Source organism: bacterium, assembly GCA_021372515.1.
Classification (GTDB): domain Bacteria; phylum Gemmatimonadota; class Glassbacteria; order GWA2-58-10; family GWA2-58-10; genus JAJFUG01.
The window spans coordinates 12,016-35,348 of record JAJFUG010000073.1 but is presented as its reverse complement, the minus strand read 5'-3'; the positions used below and the strand labels follow the sequence as shown (position 1 = coordinate 35,348).

The 23,333-nt window shown below is 65.5% G+C and carries 19 protein-coding genes; 9 read left to right on the top strand and 10 right to left on the bottom strand.

The features are described from left to right. Positions 1 to 67: 67 nt before the first annotated feature. The 4 genes from LLH00_07720 to LLH00_07705 form a co-directional block, all read right to left on the bottom strand. Positions 68 to 1,183 carry an IMP cyclohydrolase gene (locus LLH00_07720; protein ID MCE5271156.1) on the bottom strand — a complete coding sequence of 372 codons (1,116 nt, stop codon included), beginning with the start codon at positions 1,181 to 1,183 and terminating at the stop codon, positions 68 to 70. Between the two features lie 138 nt (positions 1,184 to 1,321). Continuing rightward, a complete protein-coding gene (locus tag LLH00_07715; protein MCE5271155.1) occupies positions 1,322 to 2,080 on the bottom strand; it encodes a class I SAM-dependent methyltransferase in 759 nt (252 codons plus the stop codon). A 109-nt stretch (positions 2,081 to 2,189) separates the two neighbouring features. After that, the gene (locus LLH00_07710; protein MCE5271154.1) at positions 2,190 to 6,458 is read right to left on the bottom strand and encodes a beta-galactosidase; all 4,269 of its coding nucleotides are present in this window, start codon (positions 6,456 to 6,458) and stop codon (positions 2,190 to 2,192) included. A 109-nt stretch (positions 6,459 to 6,567) separates the two neighbouring features. Next, positions 6,568 to 7,440: an NAD(P)-dependent oxidoreductase gene (locus LLH00_07705; protein MCE5271153.1), complete on the bottom strand. Its 873-nt coding sequence runs from the start codon at positions 7,438 to 7,440 to the stop codon at positions 6,568 to 6,570. Between the two features lie 193 nt (positions 7,441 to 7,633). Here LLH00_07705 and LLH00_07700 point away from each other — a divergent pair, with 193 nt between their 5' ends. Next, positions 7,634 to 9,199 (top strand): hypothetical protein, encoded by a 1,566-nt coding sequence (locus tag LLH00_07700; GenBank protein MCE5271152.1) that lies wholly within the window; start codon positions 7,634 to 7,636, stop codon positions 9,197 to 9,199. Here LLH00_07700 and LLH00_07695 read toward each other — a convergent pair. Then, positions 9,177 to 10,310, bottom strand: coding sequence for a hypothetical protein (locus LLH00_07695; protein MCE5271151.1), 1,134 nt, complete (start codon positions 10,308 to 10,310; stop codon positions 9,177 to 9,179). The two genes, LLH00_07700 and LLH00_07695, sit on opposite strands and share 23 nt — an antisense overlap. 202 nt (positions 10,311 to 10,512) lie before the next feature. On the opposite strand from LLH00_07695, the gene LLH00_07690 reads away from it, so the two are divergent. Next, complete coding sequence (locus LLH00_07690; GenBank protein ID MCE5271150.1) at positions 10,513 to 11,916, top strand: glycosyltransferase family 39 protein; 1,404 nt, start codon at positions 10,513 to 10,515, stop codon at positions 11,914 to 11,916. Positions 11,917 to 11,921: 5 nt separating this feature from the next. Next, complete coding sequence (locus LLH00_07685; GenBank protein MCE5271149.1) at positions 11,922 to 12,935, top strand: SIS domain-containing protein; 1,014 nt, start codon at positions 11,922 to 11,924, stop codon at positions 12,933 to 12,935. A 23-nt stretch (positions 12,936 to 12,958) separates the two neighbouring features. Here the strand turns inward: LLH00_07685 and LLH00_07680 are convergent, their stop codons facing one another. Further along, positions 12,959 to 13,579 (bottom strand): hypothetical protein, encoded by a 621-nt coding sequence (locus LLH00_07680; protein ID MCE5271148.1) that lies wholly within the window; start codon positions 13,577 to 13,579, stop codon positions 12,959 to 12,961. A 294-nt stretch (positions 13,580 to 13,873) separates the two neighbouring features. Between LLH00_07680 and LLH00_07675 the strand changes: the two genes are divergently transcribed. The 4 genes from LLH00_07675 to LLH00_07660 all read left to right on the top strand — a co-directional run bounded on the left by LLH00_07675 (position 13,874) and on the right by LLH00_07660 (position 17,337). Continuing rightward, entirely contained in the window at positions 13,874 to 14,623 is a 750-nt protein-coding gene (locus LLH00_07675) for an electron transfer flavoprotein subunit beta/FixA family protein (protein MCE5271147.1), read from the top strand. Positions 14,624 to 14,688: 65 nt separating this feature from the next. Next, the gene (locus LLH00_07670; protein ID MCE5271146.1) at positions 14,689 to 15,675 is read left to right on the top strand and encodes an electron transfer flavoprotein subunit alpha/FixB family protein; all 987 of its coding nucleotides are present in this window, start codon (positions 14,689 to 14,691) and stop codon (positions 15,673 to 15,675) included. 43 nt (positions 15,676 to 15,718) lie between these two features. Next, positions 15,719 to 17,032, top strand: coding sequence for an FAD-binding protein (locus LLH00_07665; GenBank protein ID MCE5271145.1), 1,314 nt, complete (start codon positions 15,719 to 15,721; stop codon positions 17,030 to 17,032). Then, complete coding sequence (locus LLH00_07660; protein MCE5271144.1) at positions 17,029 to 17,337, top strand: 4Fe-4S dicluster domain-containing protein; 309 nt, start codon at positions 17,029 to 17,031, stop codon at positions 17,335 to 17,337. Before LLH00_07665 ends, LLH00_07660 begins: the two co-directional genes overlap by 4 nt. A 628-nt stretch (positions 17,338 to 17,965) precedes the next feature. On the opposite strand, the gene LLH00_07655 is transcribed toward LLH00_07660, so the two are convergent. Next, positions 17,966 to 18,706, bottom strand: coding sequence for a hypothetical protein (locus LLH00_07655; protein ID MCE5271143.1), 741 nt, complete (start codon positions 18,704 to 18,706; stop codon positions 17,966 to 17,968). Between the two features lie 43 nt (positions 18,707 to 18,749). Further along, positions 18,750 to 20,798 carry an excinuclease ABC subunit UvrB gene (gene uvrB / locus LLH00_07650; protein MCE5271142.1) on the bottom strand — a complete coding sequence of 683 codons (2,049 nt, stop codon included), beginning with the start codon at positions 20,796 to 20,798 and terminating at the stop codon, positions 18,750 to 18,752. A 152-nt stretch (positions 20,799 to 20,950) separates the two neighbouring features. On the opposite strand from uvrB, the gene LLH00_07645 reads away from it, so the two are divergent. Then, entirely contained in the window at positions 20,951 to 21,490 is a 540-nt protein-coding gene (locus LLH00_07645) for an SPOR domain-containing protein (GenBank protein MCE5271141.1), read from the top strand. 24 nt (positions 21,491 to 21,514) lie between these two features. After that, positions 21,515 to 21,802 carry a hypothetical protein gene (locus LLH00_07640; GenBank protein ID MCE5271140.1) on the top strand — a complete coding sequence of 96 codons (288 nt, stop codon included), beginning with the start codon at positions 21,515 to 21,517 and terminating at the stop codon, positions 21,800 to 21,802. Positions 21,803 to 21,813: 11 nt separating this feature from the next. Here LLH00_07640 and LLH00_07635 read toward each other — a convergent pair whose 3' ends face one another. Beyond that, positions 21,814 to 22,578 carry a tetratricopeptide repeat protein gene (locus tag LLH00_07635; protein ID MCE5271139.1) on the bottom strand — a complete coding sequence of 255 codons (765 nt, stop codon included), beginning with the start codon at positions 22,576 to 22,578 and terminating at the stop codon, positions 21,814 to 21,816. Then, positions 22,575 to 23,240 carry a protein-L-isoaspartate(D-aspartate) O-methyltransferase gene (locus LLH00_07630; protein ID MCE5271138.1) on the bottom strand — a complete coding sequence of 222 codons (666 nt, stop codon included), beginning with the start codon at positions 23,238 to 23,240 and terminating at the stop codon, positions 22,575 to 22,577. Before LLH00_07630 ends, LLH00_07635 begins: the two co-directional genes overlap by 4 nt. Positions 23,241 to 23,333 lie beyond the last annotated feature (93 nt).

Sequence of the window (23,333 nt, the reverse complement as noted above, 5' to 3'; positions counted from 1 at the left end):
ACCGTTGTGCGCCAAGGATTGGCATCACACCGCCCTCCCGGCTTACACCGGCCCCACGGCAAGGTTCTCAATGGTGCGAGAAACAGCGCTCCCCGGTGAACACCATCGCGATGCCGTGCTCGTTGCAGGCCTCGACCACCTCCCAGTCGCGCAGGCTGCCGCCGGGCTGGATCACCGAGCTGATACCGGCCTCGGCCAGACGGTCGATGGAGTCGCGGAACGGGAAGAACCCGTCGCTGGAGATCGCCGAGCCGCGCAATGACTCGGCCCCGGCGTAGGTGACGGCTTTCTCGATGGCCTGCTCCACCGCGCCCACGCGATCCTGCTGGCCGGTGCCCACCGCCAGGGTCACGCCGTCGCGCACGATAATCACCCCGTTGGAGCGCACGTTGAAATTCACGTACCAGCCGAACAACAGGTCCTGCATCTGGTCCGGGGTCGGCGCGGTAGCGCAGACTATTTTCTGCCCTTCGCTGTTCTCGGCCTCTGCCGGCACGAGGTCCTGCGGCCCGCGGATGGAGCTGAGGAAAGGCTCGGCCAGCACCAGCGAGCCGTCGCCGAACACCTTCACCTCCAGATGCCCCTCGGTGTTGTCGCCCTCGAAACGCGGCAGCTTGTCCAGGTTGTCCACCTTGACCACGCGGATGTGGCGGTTGCGGCCGAAACGCTGGTAATCCTCGAACGCCGCCAGGGCCGCGCTCTCGTAAGCCGGGGCCACCACCGCCTCGACCACGGTGCCCATGATCTCCTCGGCCGCGGCGGCTGTGACCTGGGTGTTGAACGCCACCACCGAGCCGAAAGCCGCCCGGCTGTCGGCATCCCGCGCCTTGCGGTAGACCTCCACCTGCGTCTCGCCGCGGAACTGCACCGCCGCGCCCGAGGGGTTGAGGTGCTTCATCACCGCCACGGCCGGACGGTCGAAATACTTGACTATGTTCAGCGCGTGGTGCATGTCCTCAAGATTGGTCTGGCTCAGGCCGCCCTTGCCGCTCTTCAGTATCTGCATGCTCCCCAGAACCAGCAGTCCGGCCCCCGCCGGGCGGTAGAAAGCCGCGCCCTGGTTCGGGTTGGTGCCGTAGCGTAAGTCCTCGATCTTCTCGTAGGCCTGTCCCAGGAAATCGACTTTTTCCGGGAAAACTTTACCGCTGGCGGTGAAATAGATACTGGACCTTTTCTGGCTCATGGGGGCTCTCCATTTATGCGGACAGAATATGGCTTGTTTTGTGAGGATATGCCAAGATAGTCATCCCGGTGCGGCGGGTCAAGCCGGGGGATGACAAAAAAACGGGAGAGGGCCGTATCTTTTTTCCCGAGGCCGGTTTCAGGCTCCGTATGTCGACTCCCCCCGCCGGGCCAGGACAATGGTCGTGCGGCCGAAGAACAGGGCCGCCGTGTGCATCTGGCGCAGTATCTCCAGGTTGGCCTCACGCTGGCGCGGCTCTTCCTCGCTGCGCAGGGCGCCGCCGGTGAACCAGCGGCTGAGCGGCCAGAGCGGAGCCAGGGCCAGGCTGCTGCGCCGGATGTGATCGGTGGACACACGCTCGATCTGCAATCCGGTCGTATGGAGGATATGCCTCAGTTGCCAGAAAGTGAGGCAGTAGATATGCTCGATGAAACGGTTGCGGCTGAACTCGCTGGAGGGGCGCACCGACAGGCTGTAGAACCCGGTGAGAACGAACCGCAGACGGCTGGCGGCGTTGCAGATGTTGGGCGTGGTCAGGGCGAGCCGGCCTCCGGGGCGCAGCACGCGGGCCAGCTCGCGGGCGAAGGCGTACTGGTGCTCCAGGTGCTCGATCCCCTCGCAGCAGACCAGAAGGTCGAACGATCCCTCCCGGAACGGCAGGGGACGGTCGAGGTCGCCGCGCAATATGTGTGCGCCGTCCCGCGGCCCGAAATTCTCGGGATGGAAGTCCAGCGCGGTCACGTTCCAGCCCCGCGCCGAAAGCGCCCGCGAGAGCGCCCCGCGGCCCGGGGCCAGCTCCAGGGCGCGCCCTCCCGGCGGCAGGCCCTCCAGCAAGGCCAGCACCCGCCGCTCGATCCGCGAAAGTTTCACCGCTTCGGCCTGCGCCTTATCCGCCATCATCCCCCTCCAGGCTGACACATCGCAGCGGGGCGGCACACTCCGCGCGGCCCCGGCACGGTACGCTCCACGATTCTCCGGCTGTCTCAAAGAAACGGCGGTTTCCGAATCATTGCACCTGGAAAGCCCACTGGCCGCTCACCCCGCTGACCACGTCCCGCACCCGCACCCGCCAGCGCCCCGGCGTATCGCTCAGCGCCAGAGGCAGGCTGAAAGAAGCCTGCCCGTTCTGAGCACTGAGGTTCTTCCCGTAGTAGTCCACCGCCGCGCCCGAGGGGTCGAACACGCGCGCCACCAGCACGTGCGGCCCGGCCTCTTTTCCCTCCGCGGCCAGCACGGTCGCGCCGAACTCCACCGCCTGCCCGCGGCTCGCAGTCTGCGGCCCTTTCAGCTCCAGGCCGCTCACCCGGTAGGGCAGGCTGGCCACGAGCCGCACCTCGCCCGGGGCGATGTCCGTGCGCAGCACGGAGCCGAAGCCCAGGTAGCGCCCGGCGCGGACATCGTACTGGTAGCCCGCCGCGGGCAGCGTGAGGTCGAGGTCCTGGCGCGGGTCGGCGGATCGGTAGTCCTTCAGCAGGCCCAGCACGTAGCCCTGGCCCAGGTTGTAGGAGGTCAGGCGCACGGCCTGGAGGTCGCCGCCGGCGGAGGGCCGCAACTCGATGAGCGGTTTGTATCCGGCATCCTTGAGCAGAGCGGCCAGGCCCTGGCGCACCTCGGCCCCACCGCCGGTCTGACGGAGCCGTCCGTAACCGGCCAGCCAGGCGTTGAGGAAGAAAGTCCGCCCCTGCCCGACCGAACCCCTGAGCACGCCCGGCAGACCCGGACCGTAGTCGGCCCGACTCGCGCCCGCGGGCTGCACTCCACTGTCCGCCACGGCCAGCCCGTGCACAGCGCCGCGCACCTCCGTATAATCCCCCACTGTCGGGATCAGCCTGGCGCGCTGTCCGCTCAGGCCAAACAGCCCATCCAGGCCGCCCTTCTCCAGCCACTTGCAATGGCCGTCCATCACCGCCGGCTGGGCATCCGCGATCACCGCGCCGCCCGCCTGCACGAAATTCCGCACCGCGGCGGTTCCCTTTTCCGAAAGGGCGATTGTCGCGGGCAGGACCAGCACCCTGGCCCCGGATTTCTCCAACCAGCCCTGCTCCAGCATCTGCCAGCTCATGGCGCGGTAGGGCACGCCCAGGTCATCCAGCAGCCAGCGCCAGCTCTCGTAGTTGAACTCCCAGCGCTCGAACGCCGCGCTCGGGGCCCCGTCCTGCTCCACGATCCGGCCGTCCTGGATCCAGCTTCCGTGCAGCGCGGGCATGGACCAGAACAGCACCACCTCGCTGGGGGTCCAGTGCGCCGTGGTCAGCAGCCGCGCGACTCCGCCGTGGCGCAGCTCGCCGAAAATGCGCAGCATGTCCGCCCCGCTCTTACAGAGGCGGTAGTCGGGGTCGAGGGTCGAGAACTGCCAGAAAATGGCGCTGCCGGCGGTGTGCCCGGCGAACAGGCGGCCCCAGAGCTCGTAGTCCAGCTTGACACCCGACACGCCGTAACCCGTGCAGCCGGTGATCTTGCCCCCCGCGCGCATGAACGCCTTGTGGCGCTCCGGCTCGCCGTAGGGCTGGGTGTGGTCGATGGTCTGGTCGAGCAGGTAGTAGTCGTAGCCGTTCTGTGCCACCGTGCGCTGGGTGCCGGTCATCATCACCCGGCCCTCGGGGTCGATCTCGCGCACCATGCGGCGGACGTAGGCGTAGTTGTCGGCGTAGCTCTTCTCCATGAAAATACGGTGGTCGGACCAACTGGAGAAATTGCCGCGCGCCTGGGCTCCGGGGGTGTCATCCGGCGTCACGGCGTCCCAGGAGGTGAATGCGGCGCCCCACTGGGCGTTGAGCGCCGCCAGCGAGCCGTACTGCCCTTTCAGCCAGTCGCGGAACGCGGCCAGGGTGTGCGGGCCGAAACACAGGTCGAACGCATCGCCGTAATGCGTGAGCGAGGGCTCCTCGTAGCAGTAGTAGCTCAAGGGGCTGAACCGCTTGAACTGCTTGACCTGGCGCTGGACGATCTCTTTCTGCTCCTTGAGGTAGGACGGGTCGTGCAGGCAGTACCGGCGGATGAGATACTTCTTGTCATGGGTGGCTACGTAGTTCTTTTTCTGCTCGCGGTAGGGGACCTCGCCCGCGCCGTCCTGCGATTCCTCGGTGTCCAGACGGGTCTCGGCCTGAAGCTCCAGGTTGCTGCGGAAAGCGAACTCCGGCGGCACGGCGGCCCAGGCGGTCACCCCCAGGCGCTCCATGTAGCGGTCCAGGAACGGCCATTCCCCGGCCGTGATCTGGGGCATGAAACGGTACATCATCACTTCGTAGTCATCCCAGGGCGTGGGCCGGTCGATGAACAGCTCCGCGCGGGACGAATGCACGGCCCGGCCGTTGCCGTCCAGCACCCGCGCGGTGACCACGGCCCGGCGGGCCAGACAGAGCGCGGTCGGCAAAGAGAATGTGCCAGGCTGCCCGGCACCGAGGCTCAGCGTGTCCACGGCCAGCGTGCGGCCACGGTTGTCGCTCAGCTCCAGGGCCACCCGCGCGGGTTGGCCGTGCGGGTCCAGGCGCACTGTCCCGCTGACAGTGTCTCCCAGCTCGTAGGTGTCCAGGCCGGTGGCCAGGGATGCGATCCGGTTCCAGCCGAAAAAGCTGCACCCGGCGGAGGCGAAATCCACCACCCGGCCGCGGCGCGTGAGCCACAGGTTGGCGACCATCCGAGTGCAGAACGGCAGATCCGGGAAAGCCAGCTCCAGCGGGCCGCTGGAGGCGGGCAACCTGCGTTCGGCCAGCACCCGGTATTCCTGGTCGCGGATTTCCACGCGCAGGCTGTCGCCGGGGGCGCAGGTTAGGGCGCCGGTAATCCCGAGCGGGCCCTCCCCTGTCACCTTTCCCAGGACCACGCCGCCGAACCCCCCGGCGCCGTCCCGCCCGGCGGCCCAGCGCAGGGTGCGTCCGGTCAGGGCGTAGAGATACTCCCAGTACGGCAGGCCGTTCTTGTCTTCCAGGGGACGGTCCACGCGGGGGAACATGCCCTGGTCCTCCCAGGCGAACACCGCCACGCGACCCTTGCCGTAGCTGCCCACGGCCAGGATCGGGCTGCCGTCCGCCGCCGAGATCAGCACTCTGGCTCCCGGCTTTGCGGTGTAGCGCACGTGGTGGATGTCCGCGGCCGGGATCAGCTCCAGCGGGATGCCGCGCGTGATGTAGTGGGCGGGATCGTCGGCTTTCCAGGCGCCGCCGCCGGGAGCGAGGCCGGCCGGACGCTCCTCGGGCTGGTCCGCGGCGCGCGGGCTGTACAGCTCCAGGCGGGTCTGTCCGGCCAGAGGCGAAAGCTCCTCCAGGTCCGGGGCCGGCCCACCGGCCACGGGCTGGAACAAAACCAGGCCGCAGCCCTCGGCCACGCGCTTGAGCAGGACCTTACGCAGCTCGGGCGGCGTATCGGCCCAGGAGCGCAGGTTGGGCAAGGCGATCACCTCGAACCGGCGGGGGCTCTCCAGCTCGCTGGTCAGGGCGGTGTAGGAGACACTGAACTTGTCGGTGACATGGTCGTATTCGAGGGCGCGGGTGCCGTAGAAATCGCCGAACGCCCAGCGGTGCAGGCCCAGCGACGGCTCGAAGGTGACAGTGGTCGGCTCCAGCTCGAAGCGTTGCATCAACTCCACCATCACCCGGCCGCTGCCAGCGCGCGGCACGAACAGCCCGCGCAAGGGGCCCGCCGCATCCGGCCGCTGCCAGGCCACGTGCGGAGTCCGGACCGAGTCGGAGTAGACTATGTCCATCCGTCCGCGGCTGTCCAGCTCGGGCTGGTGCTCCCAGGTGCGGAGGTGGTCCAGGTAGAGCGTGGCTGCGGCCGCGGGGCTGAACTCCACCCGCCGCAGGGCCAGCCAGTCCACCCCGGCCAGCTGCTCGCGCCGGTACTGAACGTGGTTGAGGCCCTGGCTCAATGTGCGCAGGGTGCTCCAACTGCCGCCCAGGCTGTCGCGGAAAGTGAGGCGCAGGCTGAGCGGGACCGGACTGTACAGGTCGACAAAGATCGCCTCCTGGATTTTCCAGCCGCCGCCTCCCTCATCGCCCGCTTTCTCGCGGATTATCTGTTCCATGCGCCAGAGGCCGCCCAGCTCGACACTCAGCACGCCCCCGGCCTGGAACTCCACCCGCAGGTCGTGTTTGCGCTCGGTGGCGTAGACACTGTCCAGGGCCAGCGCGCCGCCGGTGACGCTCCAGCGCGACAGGTCGCCGTCCTCGAACTCCTGTAACTGGCCCCACTCATCCTGGGCGCTAAGGAGCGAGAAACTGCAGGCGATCAGGACAAGCAGCAGGCCCAGGCCGGTTAGGGGGGCTTTGAATAACATCGTGCGCCTCTGGTTGAGATTTGCGGTCAGAGTATGATAGTCGCTCGGAGATAAACTAATATCGTTCACGTGTCCGAACAATATCCTGACCACACCCGCAAAGCCACGCTCAGGCTCTTCCCCCGGGTTCGAGGATTTTCACCAGGGCCTGGTCCCCCAGCTCGCCCAATCCCATCTCGACCGCTTTCTCGAACTGATGCTCGGTGAGCTTGAGTCCGGGCAGCTCCACCCCGGCGCGCTCGCACTCCAGAAGGGCCAGGCGCAGGTCTTTCAGGTGCAGGCCGATCTTGAACCCGGGGCGAAGGTCGCCCTCTTTGAGCAGTCCGCCCCACTTGCGCCAGATGAAACTGGTGGCCGCGCCGCTGTCCAGGGTCTCCCAGGCGGTTTTCTCATCCAGGCCCAGGCCGCGGGCGAACCGGAACCCCTCGGCCAGGGCGATCACGTGCAGGCCGGTCACCACCTGATTGCAGCATTTCATCAACTGGCCGTGGCCGACCGGGCCCACATGCACGGCGCGGCTGGTGTAATGCCGGACCACCTCGCGGGCGCGCGCGATGTCAGAGTCCCGTCCGCCCATCATTGTCACCAGGGTGCCCTCGGCCGCGCCGCTGGTGCCGCCCGACACCGGGGCGTCCACAAAGCCGATCCCGCGTGCGGCCAGTTCGGCGGCGATCTCGCGGCTGGCCGTGGGACTGATCGTAGAGTGGTCGACAATCAGCCCGCCGGGGGCCATGCCTGAGGCCACTCCATCCTCACCCAGCACCACCTGGCGCACATCCGGCGTGTCGCTCACACAGAGCATGACCACATCGCAGAGCCGGCCCAGCGCGGCCGGGCTGTCGCAGACAACCGCCCCGGCCTTTTCCAGGGGCAGAGCTTTCTCACGCGTGCGGTTGTACACCGCCACCTCCAGGCCGGCGCGCACCAGATGGCCGGCCATCGACGCGCCCATCAGCCCCAGACCGGCGAACCCTGTTTTCATCTGCCTCTCCTTTGCTTACCGAAAGCCTCAGACCTCAGCCGAAAACTGAAAGGTGGCGAAATTCGCACCCCGGCGCAAGGGGGCGGAGACATTGTCATGCCACTTTACAGAACCTGAACACTCCTTTATATATATCGCAAGTATCCAGGCAGACAGCACGGCCAGCCGCCACCGTGAACCGGAAAGCGTGACAATGAAAAAAGCCCTCGCTCCTGGATTTCTGATCCTGCTGTTCCTCTACGTCTCAGAAGGTTTCCACCTGCTGAAACTTTTCCCTTTCGACGCCGGGTTCGTCAATCTGGTCCTGGCCGGCAACATGGCCGACTCTTTCCGTTTCGCTTTCAATCCGGGTGAGATCTCGGCGGGCAGCGATTCGCCGCTCTACGCCCTGGTGCTGTCGCTGTTCTGCCGCCTGAGCCTCGACCCATTTGCGGCGAGCGCCGTGCTGAGCAAGTTTCTTTTTATCGGCTGTGGCTGGCTGATCTGGCGGCTGAGCCTGCGCCTGGCCGGGGATGTGCCGCGCGTCAGGGCTGCGGCGTTCGTGGCGGCCGCGTTCTGGTTCTCCAGCGGCGTAGTGGGGTTCAACATGGCCTCGGGCCTGGGGGGGCTGAGCCTGGCTTTCAGCGGCCTGGCGCTCACCCTGCTGGTGCTGGAGCCCGTGGTGCCCGGCGCGCTGCTGGGGCTTTGCGCCGCCCTGGCCGTGCTGTCGCAGCCGGCCGGCTGGATCCTGGCAGGCCTGGCGCTCTGGTGCAGACGCAACCAGTGCCGCAGCGGCACGCCGGAGGACCGCTCCGCGTTCCGTCTGGCCCTGGTCGCTTTCGCCGTACCGGTGCTGCCCTGGATGCTGTTCTGCATTTCCCAGAACGGCACTATTTTCCCCAACCCCACCGCGGCGATGCTCGGATCGGCGGCGGAACGTCCCGGAATCCTGACTTTCCTGTACGACTGGGCCGTGCAGCGCGGACCGCAAAGCCTGGAGCAGATGTACCAGGGGCTGGGCGGCCTGGCTGGGACCCCCGGCTGGATCGACTTTCTCCCCTGGGCCGTGCTGCCGGTGATCTGGTCCCTGCTGGTCCACCGGTTCAGGGCGGCGGCTGTCCCGGCGCTGTTCATCGTACTGCACCTGGCCTTGTGCCTCGCCGGGACGAGACAGACAGGCGAGGCCGACCGGTTTTTCATGCTCGACCTGGCTTTCGTCTATGTGCTGGCCGCGCTGATGATCCGCGACATCTCGGAACGGCTGCAACGGCGCTCGGCGCTGCTGGCCGCCACCGCGGCCGTGCTGCCCACGGTGGCTGTCGTGGTGCTTCAGGGGTCCGCGGTCATATTCTACCAGGCAGTTTACCAGTCGCTAAACACGCAGTGCTTCTACAGTACGGTTTCCATGGCGAAATGGGTCGGGACGAACCTGCCGTCAGGGGCGGTGGTTGCGACTTACGAGCCTGGAGCGATCCGTTTCCTCGCCGGCAGCCGTGTCCTGGACCTTACCGGCCGCGTGGAACCACACGTGCTGCAGTACCGCGGGCTCGATATTGACAGCCTGATAGTATCCGAGGCGGATTACGTGATCGATCCCGGGTTCATGACACGCCTGGGTTTCAGCCCGGAGGACAGCACGCTCTACGAGCCCCAGAGGTTCCCGTTCCAGTACAAGCTTTACCGCGTGCGCCACGCTTCCGACTTTCAGGGCTTACCGCAGGATTCGTTCGGGACCCAGGCCCCGGACAGCACCGGAATCAACCCCGCGGACGCGCCCTGACCCCGGCGGTGAAAACCGGCTCCACGGCGAACCTCCCCCCGGCAGCGGCTTGAAGCTCAGCCGCCGAGGGCGGGTCGGCGGCCAGCAGGAGGACCTCTCCGGGAGCGAAAAGGTTAAGGTCCAGATCGCCCCGCAGTCGCCATTCCCGCTCCGTGCTCCAGAGAGTACGCTCCCCACGGCTCTGCTGGAAGAACCTCTCCCCGGCGTTGCGGCTCAATTGTCCGCGCTCCAGGTATTCCACCGGCCTCGCCCCGCAAGCCACGGCGGCGGCTCGCCCGAGCACCAGCCCGAAAGGCTCCAGGCTGTAGCGCAGGTAGCGTTGACGCCAGCGCATCAGCGGCAGCACCTCCTCCAGCTCCAGACTGGTGAGGCTCACTCCCGGCTCCCGGGCGGGAAAGTGCAGCCCGGAGCCGCGCAGGCGCATCTCGGCCGCGATACGACTCAGGGTGGCCGCGGCATCCCGCACGTAGTGCTCCGGGCGGGCCAGAAGGCCGGCCAGGAAGTCCGCCGGACGCTCGCCGGGCCAGGCCCCGGCCGAGGCGTGCGTCCAGTGGGTCAGGCGGCCTTTCAGAATGTTGCGCAGCGCCGGATTGAGCGGGCAGCCGTCGAGCCGGTAGCGCGGCCTCCAGTTGCGCGGGCTCCAAGGCGCCTCGAAGCCGCGCCTTATTTCTTTGCCCTCTGCCTCGGCCGCCCGCGCAAGCCCCTCCAGCCGTCCCCCCGGACGGACCGACACCGGCAGCAGACAGTCGGCCGCAGCGAAAAGGCTACGGTCGCGGGCGATCCAGCCGGCCTTTCCAGCGCCCGAGCCGCAGAACGATACGGTAAGCTTATCCGGCGTCAGTCCATAGTCGAGGGCCAACCCCGGCTTGACCCCCTCCGGCTCGCCGGCGCCGGGAAGGACCAGCTCGACCGCCAGACACAGACGCCCGGCCAGAAAAGTTATCAGGTCCCAGCCGGGCAGCCCGGTGCTGGAAAGGACAACCGTGCGCTCCGGGTCGAGCCCGGACAGTGAGCGCCGCAGCGCCGGGACCCAGGGGTCGGAGCCGCGCGGGTATTTTCCCTGGGCCGAGACCAGGGGCAGGATTCTCAGCCTTTCCCGGCTTGCATTCATGTCCACTCACACCCGGAACAGGACAGACAGAGATTGCGAACGGCTTGCCATCCGGCATAGCGTAATTCTGGAATCAACCGGCGGCTTGTCTTATATTGAGCCAGAACCGGCGGCGGCGGATGAATCAAAGCCAGTGGGCAAAGCCGGTTCCGATACAGTTGTCTCCCCAACGAAAAGCACTCTTCAACCACCGGGGCCCTCCGTGCCTGCCTGGAAACCATACAATCAGCCTGAGAAAGCCCTTCTGACGGCAGCCGCGGCCCTCGCCGCCGGTGCGATACTGCTGCCGGGCGTGACCGCCGGAGTGCTGATCTGCTTCCTCCTGTACCGTCTGGTCCGGGACAAGTGCGCTCAACTGGATTCGCCCTGGCCGCTGCGTCTCGCTCTGGCCGGATTTTTCATCCGCCTTCCGGTAATCCTGTACCTGGCGATAAAAAGCGCTTTCACCGGAGGGGTAGTGACACTTTTCGGCGACAGCAATCTGGTCTTCATGGTCAGCTATTACGCTCAGCAGGCTTTTCTGGGCACTTTTGGCCCGATCCAGAACTCGCACCTCCAGCCGGGTTTTTACGGCTACAGTCTGGTCAACTGGCTTTTCGGGGCGCTGCATTACCTGTTCGGTTATTCCCCGTTCCTGGCCATGCTGGCCAATGTCCTGATGAGCGTTCTGTCGGGCTGGCTGGTGTTCCTGATCACCCTGCGCCTGACCGGCCGGACGGAAATCGCGAGCCTGGCTCTGGGCCTGACCATATTCATGCCCAGCCAGATCTTATGGTCAATCAACCTGCTGAAAGAGCCGACCATCACCCTGAGCCTGACTTTCATCCTCTACCTTTTCGTGGAAATGATCGCCCGCCGCCACTGGTGGCGCCTTCTGCCTATAGTGGCTCTCTGCCTGCCCCTGGGTCAGATGCGACCCCAGACCCACCTTCTGGCCCTGGGTACAGTCGGGCTGGGCTGTGTGCTGTTCATCCCGCGGCGGGTCTGGCCGGGAGTTTCCATTCTGGCAGCGGGGGGCATGGCCCTGGCGGTCAAGCTTGGCCCGTCGCGCATCGAGCAGCTCATCCGGCAGGTACAGGCGAGCATAATTGGCTACCAGAACGGCTTCATCTCCACCGGGGGATCGTATTACGTGGCGATCCCGTACCGCCTCAGCTATTTAGGCCAGGGCGGCGATGGCGGGCCGATGACCGCCGTGGAGACGGTCCAGACTTATGTAAAATCCATCTATTATTATCTGGCCAGCCCCATTCTGACCCGCAACCTCAACCTGTCCAAGATAGTCATAGCTCCACAGATAATCCTCTGGCTGGCCCTGCTGGTTTTCTGTTTCGTGCCGGGAGCGCTCTGGCTGTTGCGCTACCGGAAACGTGAATCCGGCATCCTTCTTCTGTTCCTGGCCATCTTCACCTCGGCGATGGCGCTGTTCACCGGCAACGAGGGCGCGGCGCTGCGCCAGCGCGATGTGCTCACTCCGATCTTCTTCATCCCGATAGCGGTGGGTTATTACAACCTGACCGGCTGGTGCAGCCGACGAAAGCGGCCCCGCGCGAAAGTTTTAGATCTCGATTCAACCTCCAACAACCAACCTGTCCCGGAGACCTGAAGCGCATGACTGTTTTCATCGATGAGGTCAACGCCCAGCCGCGGGCGCTGCGGCGCCTGGCCGATTTCTACAGTTCCGTGGGCGCCGCGCGTCTGGCGGCCTGGCACGGCCTGGCCGGCTCCAGCCGGGAGCTGACATTTATCGGCATGGGGACCAGCGAGCACGCCGCCTGGCTCGTCCACGACCGTCTGGCCGCGGCCGGGCCTCACCCGCTGATCCTGGACGCCGGGGAATTCCTGCACTACCAGCTCGAATCTTTCCCCAGGCAGGGACTGTTCGTTCTGCTGTCCCAGAGCGGCGAGTCCGTGGAGACAAAGCAGGTCACCCTGGCCCTGCCCAGGGAGCGCACGGTGGTGCTTACCAACTCCGAGACCAGCAGCATGGCCCGCGCGGCCGGGCTCTGCCTGCCGCTGCTGGCCGACCCCGAGCGCTCGATCACCAACCAGACCTACCTCAACACCCTGGGGCTTCTGTACCTGATGGCGGGCGGGGCGACCGGGCGCCTGCACACGGTGGCTGACAGCCTGGAGCCGGGCCTCGACCCGGGCCGGGTGAGCGCGGCGGCGGAATTCATCCAGCCGGCCGACTGCCTGCACGTGATCGCCCGGGGGCCGTCCCTGGCCGCGGCGCGCCAGCTGGGGCTCACCCTGATGGAGGGGGCGCGCTGCAAGGCCGCGGCCTTTGCCGCCGGGGCGTTCCGTCACGGGCCGTTCGAGGTGGCCGGGCCGGGCCACCAGGCCATTGTGATGGCCGCGCGGGGACGGACCGAAAGCCTGTGCCTGGGTCTGGCCGCCGAGCTGGCCGCCAAGGGCAGCCGGGTGTTGCTGCTCACCGACTGCGAAAGTACGCCCGCCGGCCCCAACCTGTTCGAGCTGCGCGTGCCGTATCATGGAGAAGAGCACTTGTTCCCGCTCGCCCTGGCTATGGTGCAGGCGCACCTGCTGGACAACATCGCCCGCCTGCGCGGCTACGAGGCGGGGGTGTTCCACTCGATCAGCAAGGTGACGACAAAGGAATAGCCTGACGGGCGGAGCGGGACTGATCACGCTTTTTCAGTGAGCGAAAACATCCGGTGCAGGTCGTGGTCGGTGTGGCGGACCGGGCGGGCGCGCGAGGCGATCTCGGCGCATAGGTCGGGGTCGCGCTCGATGCGGCTGATGTCCTGGCCCAGGCTGCGGGTGTCGCGCAGGTTGATCCCCACATACACGCCCTGTCCGGGATGGTTGTCCTGGACGATTTTCACCGGGAAGCGCCCCTCGCGCTCCCGCCCGGCCGAGAACACCTCCAGAAGACGCTGGCGGAACCGCTCGGAGAGGCTGACTTTCAGGATGTTGACATCCGGAGCATTCAGCTCGTTAAGCATGGTGACAATCGTGCCGCGCAGCAGCCGGAAAAAGGTGGCCTCGTCCACAGCGTCCGGGTCGGCGGGCGGACTGTCGCCGTGCACCGAATCCTCATCGCGGAACAGCAGCATCCCCCCGGCCACGACCAGGTTGACCAGACGGGCCGTGATCTTGAGCTTGTCCTGCTCCAGACGAGCTTTGTCCGTGACCCGGCCCTCCAGCACGAGGCCGGTGAACCAGTCGTGGAAAGCCGCCCGCACGTCCAGGATGCTGCGCCGGAAATTTGAACCGCCGCCAGGGCTGTCAGCCACTCCCGCCAAGAGGGCTCCATTGGGCAATCAGTTGTAAGATATTAAGTTATGCACAACCGGGTCTCCCATTGTAGCGCTTTTACGCCGGAGCTGTCAAGAAATATCGCGCCATCGGCGCAGAGTGGTGTTTCCGTTGCACATGCCCGGTAGTATAAGTTCAGTATATCGATCAGATGAGAAAATCTTGTCTTATCGTAAGATTATTGTATATTTTACGGATATATTAATTTCGGCATAAACTATCCTGGCGCTGCGGTTTACCCCAGCCGCCGGGCCAGGCCTGAATCATACGAGGGAGGGCAGGTGAACATAATAGTCTGCATTAAACAGGTGCCGGACACGGAAGCCCGGGTGCAGATCAGCGAACAGGGCAACTCGATCGACAGCGGGCAGATCAATTTCATCCTGAACCCGTTCGACGAGTACGCGGTCGAGGAGGCCCTGCGCACCCAGGAAAAACTGGGCGGCGAGGTGACCGTAGTCACCTTGGGCGATGAGTCGGCCGAGAACGCGATCCGCACCGCGATGGCCATGGGCGCGGACAAGGGAATACTGCTCAAGGCCGACCGCGCAACGGACGACCCGTTGCAGGTGGCGCGCGCCCTGGCGGCCGAAATCGCCAGCGGCGAGTTCGACATCGTGTTTTTCGGCAAGCAGGGCGTGGGCAACGAGCACGGCCAGGTCGGAATGGCCTTGGCCGAGCTGATCGGCGTGCCGGGCATCTCCGGGGTGAGCCGTCTGGAGGTCTCCGCCGGCGCGGTCAAGGGCGCCCGCGAGGTCGAGGGCGGCATGGAGCTGTTCGAGTGCGGCCTGCCGGCGGTGATCAGCACCCAGAAAGGCCTGAACGAGCCGCGCTATCCCTCGCTGAAAGGGCGCATGGCGGCCAAGAAAAAGCCGCTCGAGGTGAAGCCGGTGGCCCTGGCCGCGCCGCTGCTGACTGTCGAGGCCCTGGCCTATCCGCCGCAGCGCGAGCGCGGTCGTGTGCTGGGCGAGGGATCGGCCACTGTGGCCGAGCTGGTGCGCTGCCTGAAGGAAGAGGCCAAGGTCATCTGACCCCTGCCCGGGGCCGCGCAAGAGCGCCCCGGTCCGAACGAGACAACGAACAAGGAGCAGGATAAATGTCTTTCAACGTTCTGGTGATAACGGAACAGGCGGACGGCGGCGAGCTGAAGAAGTCGAGCCGCGAGGCGCTGGGCCTGGCCCGCGCCCTGGTGGAAAAGGCCGGCGGCGGCGAGGTGAGCGCCCTTCTGCTGACAGCCGCGGCGGGCGAGCTGCCCGCCAAGCTGGCCGCCTGCGGCGCGGACCGCGTGTTTCTTCTTGAGGCGGCCGATTGTCAGTACTACCAGCCGGGCGTGTACGCCGCGGCGGGCAAGGCCGCGGTGGAGGCCTGCGGGGCATCCGCAGTCCTGGTCCCGGGCAGCGCCCTGGGCCGTGACCTCACCCCGCGCCTGAGCGCCCGTCTGGGCGCCCCGGCGGCCACGGACTGCATCCAGGCCGAGCTGGAGGGCGGGAAAGTCAGCGCCCTGCGTCCGGCCTACGGCGGCAAGATACAGATGCGGGTGGCGTTCGCTGCCTCCCCGGCCATCCTCTGCCTGCGGCCCAACGTGTTCCGGGCCTGCCCGGCGGACAGCTCCCGCGCGGCCAAAGTGGAGCCTCTGGCCGTTGCCCTGACCGACAAGGACCGGGCCCTCAAGATCACGGGCCTGGAGCGCAAGCAGAGCGAGACCCCGGACGTGGCCGAGGCCAATATCGTGGTCTCGGGCGGACGGGGCATGCGCGAGGGCGGCGGGTTCAAGATGCTCGAGGAGCTGGCCGGCGCCCTGGGCGCCGGTGTCGGGGCCAGCCGCGCCGCGGTGGACTCCGGCTGGCGTCCCCACAGCGACCAGGTCGGCCAGACCGGCAAGTTCGTCAGCCCCTCGCTCTACGTGGCGGTCGGTATCAGCGGTGCGGTGCAGCACCTGGCCGGGATGATCGACTCGAAGGTGATCGTGGCGATCAACAAGGACGCGGACGCGCCGATTTTCAAGGTGGCCAACTACGGGATCGTGGGCGACGCGTTCGAGGTGGTCCCGGTCCTGATCCAGGAAATGAAGAAACACGCCTGATCCGGGCGGCCCCTCGGGGCGCCCCTGACAGCGGAGGAACGGCTTGTCCGAAGACAAATACGATGCAATAGTGGTCGGCGCGGGCCCCTCGGGGATCAGCGCCGCGATCACCATGGCCCGCGCGGGCCTGAGCGTGGTGGTCCTGGAACGCGGTGAGTACCCCGGCTCGAAGAACCTGTTCGGCGGGATACTGTTCACCACCATCCTCAACCGTCTGGTCCCGGAATTCTGGAAAGAGGCCCCGGTCGAGCGTCACGTGATCGAGCGGCGTTTCAGTTTCCTGAACCAGGACAGCGAGGTCGCCCTGGACCTGACCTGCGGCGCCTATGACCAGCCGCCGTTCAACAACTCGTTCGTCGTGCTGCGCAGCCGTTTCGACCGCTGGTTCGCCGAGCAGGCCGAGGCCGCCGGGGCCGAAATCTTCCCCGAGGTGGTGGTGGACGATTTTGTGCGGCGCGACGGCAAGATCGTGGGCATCCTGGCCCGCGGCGAGGGCGGCGAGCACGATGAGCTTCTGGCGGACGTGGTGATCTGCGCCGAGGGCGCCAACAGCCTTCTGGCCGAGAAGAGCGGGCTGCACCGTCAGATGAAGCCCGGCAACCGTCTGGTGGCGGTCAAGGAGATCATCCAGCTCAACCGCGAGACCGTGGAGGACCGTTTCCACCTGGAAGCCGACCAGGGCGCGGCCTACGAGTTCTTCGGCGGGGCTGTGCAGGGCATGCTGGGCTCGGGTTTCATCTACACCAACCGCGACAGCATCTCCGTGGGCGTGGGCTGCACGGTTGAGGATTTCATGGCCCGCAAGCTCAACCCCAACGACCTGCTGGAGAGCTTCAAGGCCCACCCGCGGGTGAAGAACCTGGTGCGCGGGGGCACGGTGGCGGAGTACTCGACCCACATGCTGGCCGAGGAGAGCTACGACGAACTGCCGCAGATGGCCGGGGACGGTCTGTTGCTGGTGGGGGACGCCGCCGGGCTGATCAACTCCTCGATCTACCACGAGGTGACCAACCTGGCCATGGCCAGCGGCGTGTTCGCCGGCGAGACCGTGATCGCGGCCAAGGCGAAGGGGGACTTTTCGAAGGATAGCCTCTCCACCTACCGCAACAAACTGGAGTCCTCGTTCGTTCTTAAGGACATGTTCCATTTCCGGAACATGATTCATTTCCTGAAAGCCCGCCCGCAGTTCCTGAACGAGTATCCGGAACTGATGCTGGAGCTGGCGCGGGACTATTTCACGGTTAACGAGACGCCGAAACTGCAGGTGCGCAAAGATATAGTGCGCAAGGCCCGGGCGCGGCTGAAGCTGCTGCCCCTGCTTAAAGACCTGTGGGCGGCCCGGGGAGCGATGGTATGACGAGCGCCGATGTGATCAAGCCCACACCGGTTGTATCGCTGGAGGACAAGCTGGCCCTGGTCAAGCGCAAGATCGCCAAGACCAGCCATATCAGTGTTGACCAGCCGGCGTTCCAGGCCGACCCGGACAAGGTGGTGCTGTTTGTCTGTCCGGCCAAGGTCTACGAGAAGAACGAGGAAAGCGGCGAGTGCATAGTGAATTTCGAGAACTGCCTGGAGTGCGGGACCTGCCAGGTGGCGGCGCGCGCCTATGTGAAGTGGGACAACCCGCAGGGCGGTTTCGGCGTGACCTATGCCATGGGCTGAGCCGGTTCGAACGTCAAAATATTTTGAGAATAATGAGGGACGGGTGAAAGCTCGTCCCTTTTTATTTGCCTGAATTCTTTCACACCCCGTCGGCTTACGCCGCCACCCCTCTTTTTAGAGGGGATTCGAAGCGCCGTTCTCCGGGCAACGCAGGCAGCCTCGGGCATGGGCTGTTCAAATCCCCTCTCGAGAGGGGTGCCCGCGCCAGCGGGCGGGGTGTGTTACGGCCGAGTCCGGTAAAAAGCAAACGGGCGAACACAAGCTTCACCCCGACGGAAAATCACAGCCGGTCGTTATTCCGGGATTCCTCTTTCATCCTCGATCCTCGGTGGGGCACGGTGCACCGTGCCAAAAAGATATTTTCGTCCTTTCGGTCTTGCCCGAAAGGACCAAAGGGCGCGAGGGCCGCGAACTCGTCCCAGCCGCAACTCTCTTTCAAACAGTGGTGTTCCCGAAGATTTGATTTCGCTGCAATGTGCAGCGGCGGCGCTGCCGCGAATCGCCGCCGCACTCTGACGCATTTTACACCCAGACCGTTTTACAGGCAACTGCACGCTGCCCTGGCGGGAGGCTCAGACATGCGCGGCCCCCAAAGACAAATACGACGGCCCGGTGGGCCGCTCAGAGATTACTGCCAGTTTCGATAAGTCCTTAACAAAAAATAGATCATGTATCCGACAAGACTGCGGCCGAGACGAACAAATTCAACACTCTTATACAATACAGGCACATGTGCACCCGGACATACGAATTTATAAACGCTGTGAATGGTCTCATCTTCCTGCTTGGTAAGAAAACTATTAATCCTTAAAAATCCAAGAGCGGGACCAAAAAGTGAATTTTTATCTTCAGGTTCAATCCATCCATTTTGTTTTGCAATACCCCGAACCAGGGTTTCTAAAGCTACTCTGGCGTTAGTAAGTGCTCCATTTAAATCCGCATCCGCCTTTCGAAAATCATCAGCAGATTGCTCCAGCAAGTGTATTATTTCTCTATTGGCAGACAATCCAGAATTCTCAATCTCTTTATATAGATCATCTTCACAGAAAGCGCTTTCTCCCAAATCAGGGTCAAACCTAACAACGTCACCATTCTCAAACCTATATCCGTCAAGCATCAGGCATTTTTCAAGGTCCGCCCATTGCTCATCAAACTTATAACGTGGCTGCACTTCTGTACGTAAGCTGTTTTTCTTATTCACAGTTTCCTGTACTACAAGCATAAGACACTCAAAATCAGCATTTTTTATCTTTGAAAAAACATCTCCAAAAACATCTATGTTGTACTTATCCGCTATATCCGAGACGATTTCATATGGTAAATATCTAAGTAACTGCGCGATTGATATTCTCGTGCGTCTTGAAAACATATCATTCTCCTTTCAGAGAACAAAAGGGAACGCACAAAAATCCTCACCACAGCCCGGAGGCGGCGGTTTTCTTTTTCTTTCCGCCGGAGGCGCTCTTGCCGGCCAGGCGTGCCCTGTGCTCCATCAACTGGTCGCGCAGGAGGGCGGCGCGCTCGAAATCCAGGGCCTTGGCCGCCTCGCGCATCTCGTTCTCCAGGATGCTGATCCGGGTCTCCAGGTCCAGCTCGCGGCCGTAGCTGGGCCGGCCGCCATCCGCGGCCAGGGCCGGGGCCTCGCGCAGGCGGCGGTCGGCCACGGCGGTGGAGAGCATCACCTGCTCCACGCTCTTGCGGATGGTCTGGGGCTGGATGCCGTGGGCCTCGTTGTAGGCCAGCTGCAGCTTGCGCCGCCGGGTGGTCTCGCCGATCGCCCGCTGCATGGAGCCGGTCATCCGGTCGGCGTACATGATGACCTTGCCGTTGACGTTGCGCGCGGTGCGCCCCATGGTCTGGATGAGCGAGCGCTCGGAGCGCAGGAAGCCCTCCTTGTCGGCATCCAGGATGGCCACCAGCGAGACCTCGGGCAGGTCGAGGCCCTCGCGCAGAAGGTTGATCCCGACCAGCACGTCGAAATTGCCCAGCCGCAGGTCGCGCAGGATCTCGATGCGCTCGATGGCCTCGATGTCGGAGTGCATGTAGCGCACCCGCACCCCCATCTGGGACATGTATTCCGTGAGGTCCTCGGCCATGCGCTTGGTCAGGGTGGTGACCAGGGTGCGCTCGGAACGGTCGGCGCGCTGCCGGACCTGTTCCAGGAGGTCATCCACCTGACCCTTGACCGGCCGCACCTCCACCTCGGGGTCGACCAGGCCGGTGGGCCGGATGATCTGCTCCACCACCTCACCGCCGCACTTTTCCAGCTCGTAGTCGGCCGGGGTGGCGGAGACGAAGATGACGCGGTCGAGGACCGACTCGAACTCGTGGAACTTCATCGGCCGGTTGTCCAGGGCGCTGGGCAGGCGGAAGCCGTGCTCGACCAGGGTGCTCTTGCGGGAGAAGTCGCCCTCGTACATCGCGCCGACCTGGGGTACGGTGACGTGGGACTCATCCAGCACGAGCAGGAACTCGTCCGGGAAATAGTCGAACAGGCAGGCCGGGCGCTCGCCGGCGGCGCGGCCGGCCAGGTGCCGGGAGTAGTTCTCGATGCCGGAGCAGTAGCCCACCTCGAGCATCATCTCGATGTCGTAGTTGGTGCGGGATTCCAGGCGCTGGGCCTCGAGCAGGCGCTCCTGGGAGCGCAGCTCGGCCAGGCGGCCGCGCAGTTCCTCCTGGATGCTGCGCACCGCGGCCTCGAGCTGGGGCCGCTCGATCACGAAATGCTTGGCCGGGTAGATGGCGCAGTAGTCCTGGGTGCCCAGCACGTTTCCGGTGAGCGGGTCGATACGGCTGATGCGCTCGACCTGGTCACCGAACAGCTCCAGGCGCAAGGCAGTTTCTTCATACGCCGGGAAGACCTCGATGACGTCGCCGCGCACCCGGAAGCGGCCGCGGGCGAAATCTAAATCATTGCGCTCGTAGTGGATGTCGACCAGGTGACGCAGGATGGCGTCGCGCTCGGCCTCCTGGCCCACCTTGAGCGACAGGAGCAGGCGGGCATAGTCCTCGGGTGAGCCCAGGCCGTAGATCGAGGAGACGCTGGCCACGATGATGACATCCGGCCGGGAGAGCAGGGCGCTGGTGGCCGCCAGGCGCATGCGGTCGATGTCCTCGTTGATCGAGCTGTCCTTCTCGATGTAGGTGTCCGTGGCCGGCAGGTAGGCCTCGGGCTGGTAGTAGTCGTAATAGCTGATGAAATACTCGACCGCGTTGTGCGGGAAGAAGCCTTTCAGCTCGCCGTAGAGCTGGGCGGCGAGGGTCTTGTTGTGGCTGATCACCAGGGCCGGCCGACCCCAGTCGGCGATGACGTTGGCGATAGTGAAGGTCTTGCCGGAACCGGTCACCCCCAGCAGGGTCTGGAAGCGGCGGCCGTCGCTCAGACCCGCCTCCAGCTCGCGGATCGCGGCGGGCTGGTCTCCAGCCGGAGGATAGGGAGCTTCCAAGCGGAACACGCTCATTTGAGTGCAACCTCCTGCCCGCCCGGCATCGGGCTTGATTTTTAGCGCGCCGGGGGGTAAGCTTATCCAGTCTGAAGGAGAAACGAGTGCATATAATAATATACACGAAGAGAAGAGAAAAACCATTTGTACTGGGAAAGGCCGGACTGCTTATGACTCTGGCGGCCGGACTGACCCTGGCCTGCGCCGCGGCGGGCCTCTGGTACGTCCGTCAGAGCGGCCGCCTGGACGGGAAGCTGTCCGGGCTGCGCGCGGGCCTGGGCCTGGCGCGGATCAACCTGCGGGCCGCGGACAGCGCGGCGGACCTGGCGCGCGGGAACCTGGCGAAACCCGATCCGCGGAACCTGACACTGCTGACTGGCCGGCCCGACAGCCTGCCGGACGAGGTCGTGCCGGAACCGCAGGCGGCGCGGACGCTGGAGGCCGCAGGGCGCTGGGCGATCCAGGTCTCCTCGCGCCGGTTGGAGGCGGACGCCCGGGCCGAAGCCGCGGCCCTGGGCCGCCGGACCGGCCTCAGTCCCGGAGTGGAGCGGGTCGCGGTGGGGGTGCAGGTCTGGTTCCGGGTGCTGATAACGGGCCTGCCGGATGAGGCCGCGGCGCGCGGCCTGGCCGACAGCCTGCTGGCCGCGGGGGCGATCCACGAGTACGTGCTGCAGGAGAGAAACCGACCAGTGAATGCGATAGAGCCTTAACCTGAAGAACGGTGGTGCACAGAAATGGACCCGAGAGAGCTGGAATACCGGCTGGAAGAGGCCGAGCAGAAACTGGCCGTCCTTGAGGAGCGTGAGAAAAAGCTGCGCAACCAGGTGCTGCGCCTGACCGCGGTGGCGATGGCCCTGTCTGAAAAGCTCCAGGAAAAGAAAATCCTGCAGAGCGAGCAGTTCGAGGACCGCGTGCAGGCCCACCTGAAGACCCTGGACCGTGAGATATCGGACCGCCGGACCGAGCGCCTGCTGGATGAGCTGCTCGGCTCGGAGAATGCGGATGATCCGGCCGGAAGCTGAGGCGGGTGTTGTCAGCCCAGGCCTGCCAGGCAACGCGAGATTTCGTCGCGCCGGGGGCTGGAAGGGTCGAGGACCAGGAATTCCTGGAGGTGGGTGCGGGCCTGGACCGTGTTGCCCAGGCGCAGCAGGGCCAAGCCGAGGTTAAGGTGGGTGGCCGGGTCGCGCGGGTTGAGCCCCAGCGCCTTGCGGTAGCAGCCGGCGGCGCTGCGCAGCTCGCCGCTGCGGGCCAGGGCCACGCCCAGGTTGCTCCAGGCTTTCCAGTAGTCGGGGTGTTCCTTGATGGCGCGGCGGTACTCGGCCATGGCCTCGAACTGGCGCCCCTGCTGGCTGAGCACGGCCCCCAGGTTGTTCCGGGCGTAGGGGTCGGAGGGGTCGAGGGCGGCGGAGCGGGCGAAACATTCCTCCTGCTGCGCGCCGTACGCGGAGTCGCCGCCGATCAGGTCCACCCCCTCGTCGAACCAGCGCCAGGCGTCCCAGGTGCGGGTCAGGCGCTCCCGGTTGCGGGTGTCCTGGGTGATGAGCCAGAGAGCCAGGGGCAGGGCCGGCAGCAGGAAGGCGGCCCCCCAGGCCCAGGTCCGCAGCCCGCCCTCCGCGCGGTAGACCCCCGGCAGTCCCAGCATCCCACCGTAAAGCCAGAATATCCCAAGCATAAAAACAAAGCCCAGACCGTACAGTCCGAGCGCCCCGAGCAGACCCAGCCGCAACGCGGCCAGGGCACGCTCCATCCGGCCCAGCTCACGGCCCGGCCTGCGCGGCGGCAAGAACGGCAACCTCATGGCTTCTCCGCCCTCCCGGTCATGGGGACAAAACGCACCGGGATTATCTCCCGCCGGGCCACCTTGCCGCCTTTACGGGTGTAGAGCACCAGTTCCTGCAAGTGCCGTCCCTCCGGCACCACCAGCCGCCCGGCCTCGGCGAGCTGGTCCAGCAGGGGCCCGGGGACCTCGACCGGGGCCGCGGTGAGGATTATCCCGTCGAACGGGGCTTCCTCGGGCCAGCCGGCGTAACCGTCCCCGGCGCGCACGGCGACACTCCGGTAGCCCAGGCGGTGCAGCAGCCTGTCGGCGGTGGCGGCCAGTGAGGGCAGTATCTCCAGGCTCCAGACCCGCGCCCCCATCTCGGCCAGGACCGCCGCCTGGTAGCCGGAGCCGGTCCCGATCTCGAGGACCCGGCAGCCGGGACGGATTTCGAGCAGTTCGCTCATCAGGGCGACGATATAGGGCTGCGAGATGGTCTGCCCCTGGCCGATCGGCAGCGGATAATCTCCGTAGGCCTGGCCTTGCTGGTCCGCCGGCACGAACTGGTGCCGCGGCACCCGCTCCATTGCGCGCAGGACATTGCGGTCCCGCACGCCCCGGGCCCGGATCTGGGTCTCGACCATGGCCAGCCGTTCGACGGCGCGGCTGGTGTCGCGTACGCTACGGTTGAAATCTATCATCTCGCTCTTTCCGGCCGGCCATTCACCGACCTTTATTACAATATGCGGCCGCGACCTGCCGCGGGCAACAACTCCCGCCTCAAGGACCGGATG

Coding starts and splice junctions, on each gene's coding strand:
- LLH00_07640 (MCE5271140.1), top strand. CDS start 21,515: ATGGACCCGAGAGAGCTGGAATACCGGCTGGAAGAGGCCGAGCAGAAA.
- LLH00_07660 (MCE5271144.1), top strand. CDS start 17,029: ATGACGAGCGCCGATGTGATCAAGCCCACACCGGTTGTATCGCTGGAG.
- LLH00_07695 (MCE5271151.1), bottom strand. CDS start 10,310: ATGAATGCAAGCCGGGAAAGGCTGAGAATCCTGCCCCTGGTCTCGGCC.
- uvrB (MCE5271142.1), bottom strand. CDS start 20,798: ATGAGCGTGTTCCGCTTGGAAGCTCCCTATCCTCCGGCTGGAGACCAG.
- LLH00_07635 (MCE5271139.1), bottom strand. CDS start 22,578: ATGAGGTTGCCGTTCTTGCCGCCGCGCAGGCCGGGCCGTGAGCTGGGC.
- LLH00_07645 (MCE5271141.1), top strand. CDS start 20,951: ATGACTCTGGCGGCCGGACTGACCCTGGCCTGCGCCGCGGCGGGCCTC.
- LLH00_07655 (MCE5271143.1), bottom strand. CDS start 18,706: ATGTTTTCAAGACGCACGAGAATATCAATCGCGCAGTTACTTAGATAT.
- LLH00_07670 (MCE5271146.1), top strand. CDS start 14,689: ATGTCTTTCAACGTTCTGGTGATAACGGAACAGGCGGACGGCGGCGAG.
- LLH00_07685 (MCE5271149.1), top strand. CDS start 11,922: ATGACTGTTTTCATCGATGAGGTCAACGCCCAGCCGCGGGCGCTGCGG.
- LLH00_07715 (MCE5271155.1), bottom strand. CDS start 2,080: ATGGCGGATAAGGCGCAGGCCGAAGCGGTGAAACTTTCGCGGATCGAG.
- LLH00_07630 (MCE5271138.1), bottom strand. CDS start 23,240: ATGATAGATTTCAACCGTAGCGTACGCGACACCAGCCGCGCCGTCGAA.
- LLH00_07700 (MCE5271152.1), top strand. CDS start 7,634: ATGAAAAAAGCCCTCGCTCCTGGATTTCTGATCCTGCTGTTCCTCTAC.
- LLH00_07705 (MCE5271153.1), bottom strand. CDS start 7,440: ATGAAAACAGGGTTCGCCGGTCTGGGGCTGATGGGCGCGTCGATGGCC.
- LLH00_07710 (MCE5271154.1), bottom strand. CDS start 6,458: ATGTTATTCAAAGCCCCCCTAACCGGCCTGGGCCTGCTGCTTGTCCTG.
- LLH00_07720 (MCE5271156.1), bottom strand. CDS start 1,183: ATGAGCCAGAAAAGGTCCAGTATCTATTTCACCGCCAGCGGTAAAGTT.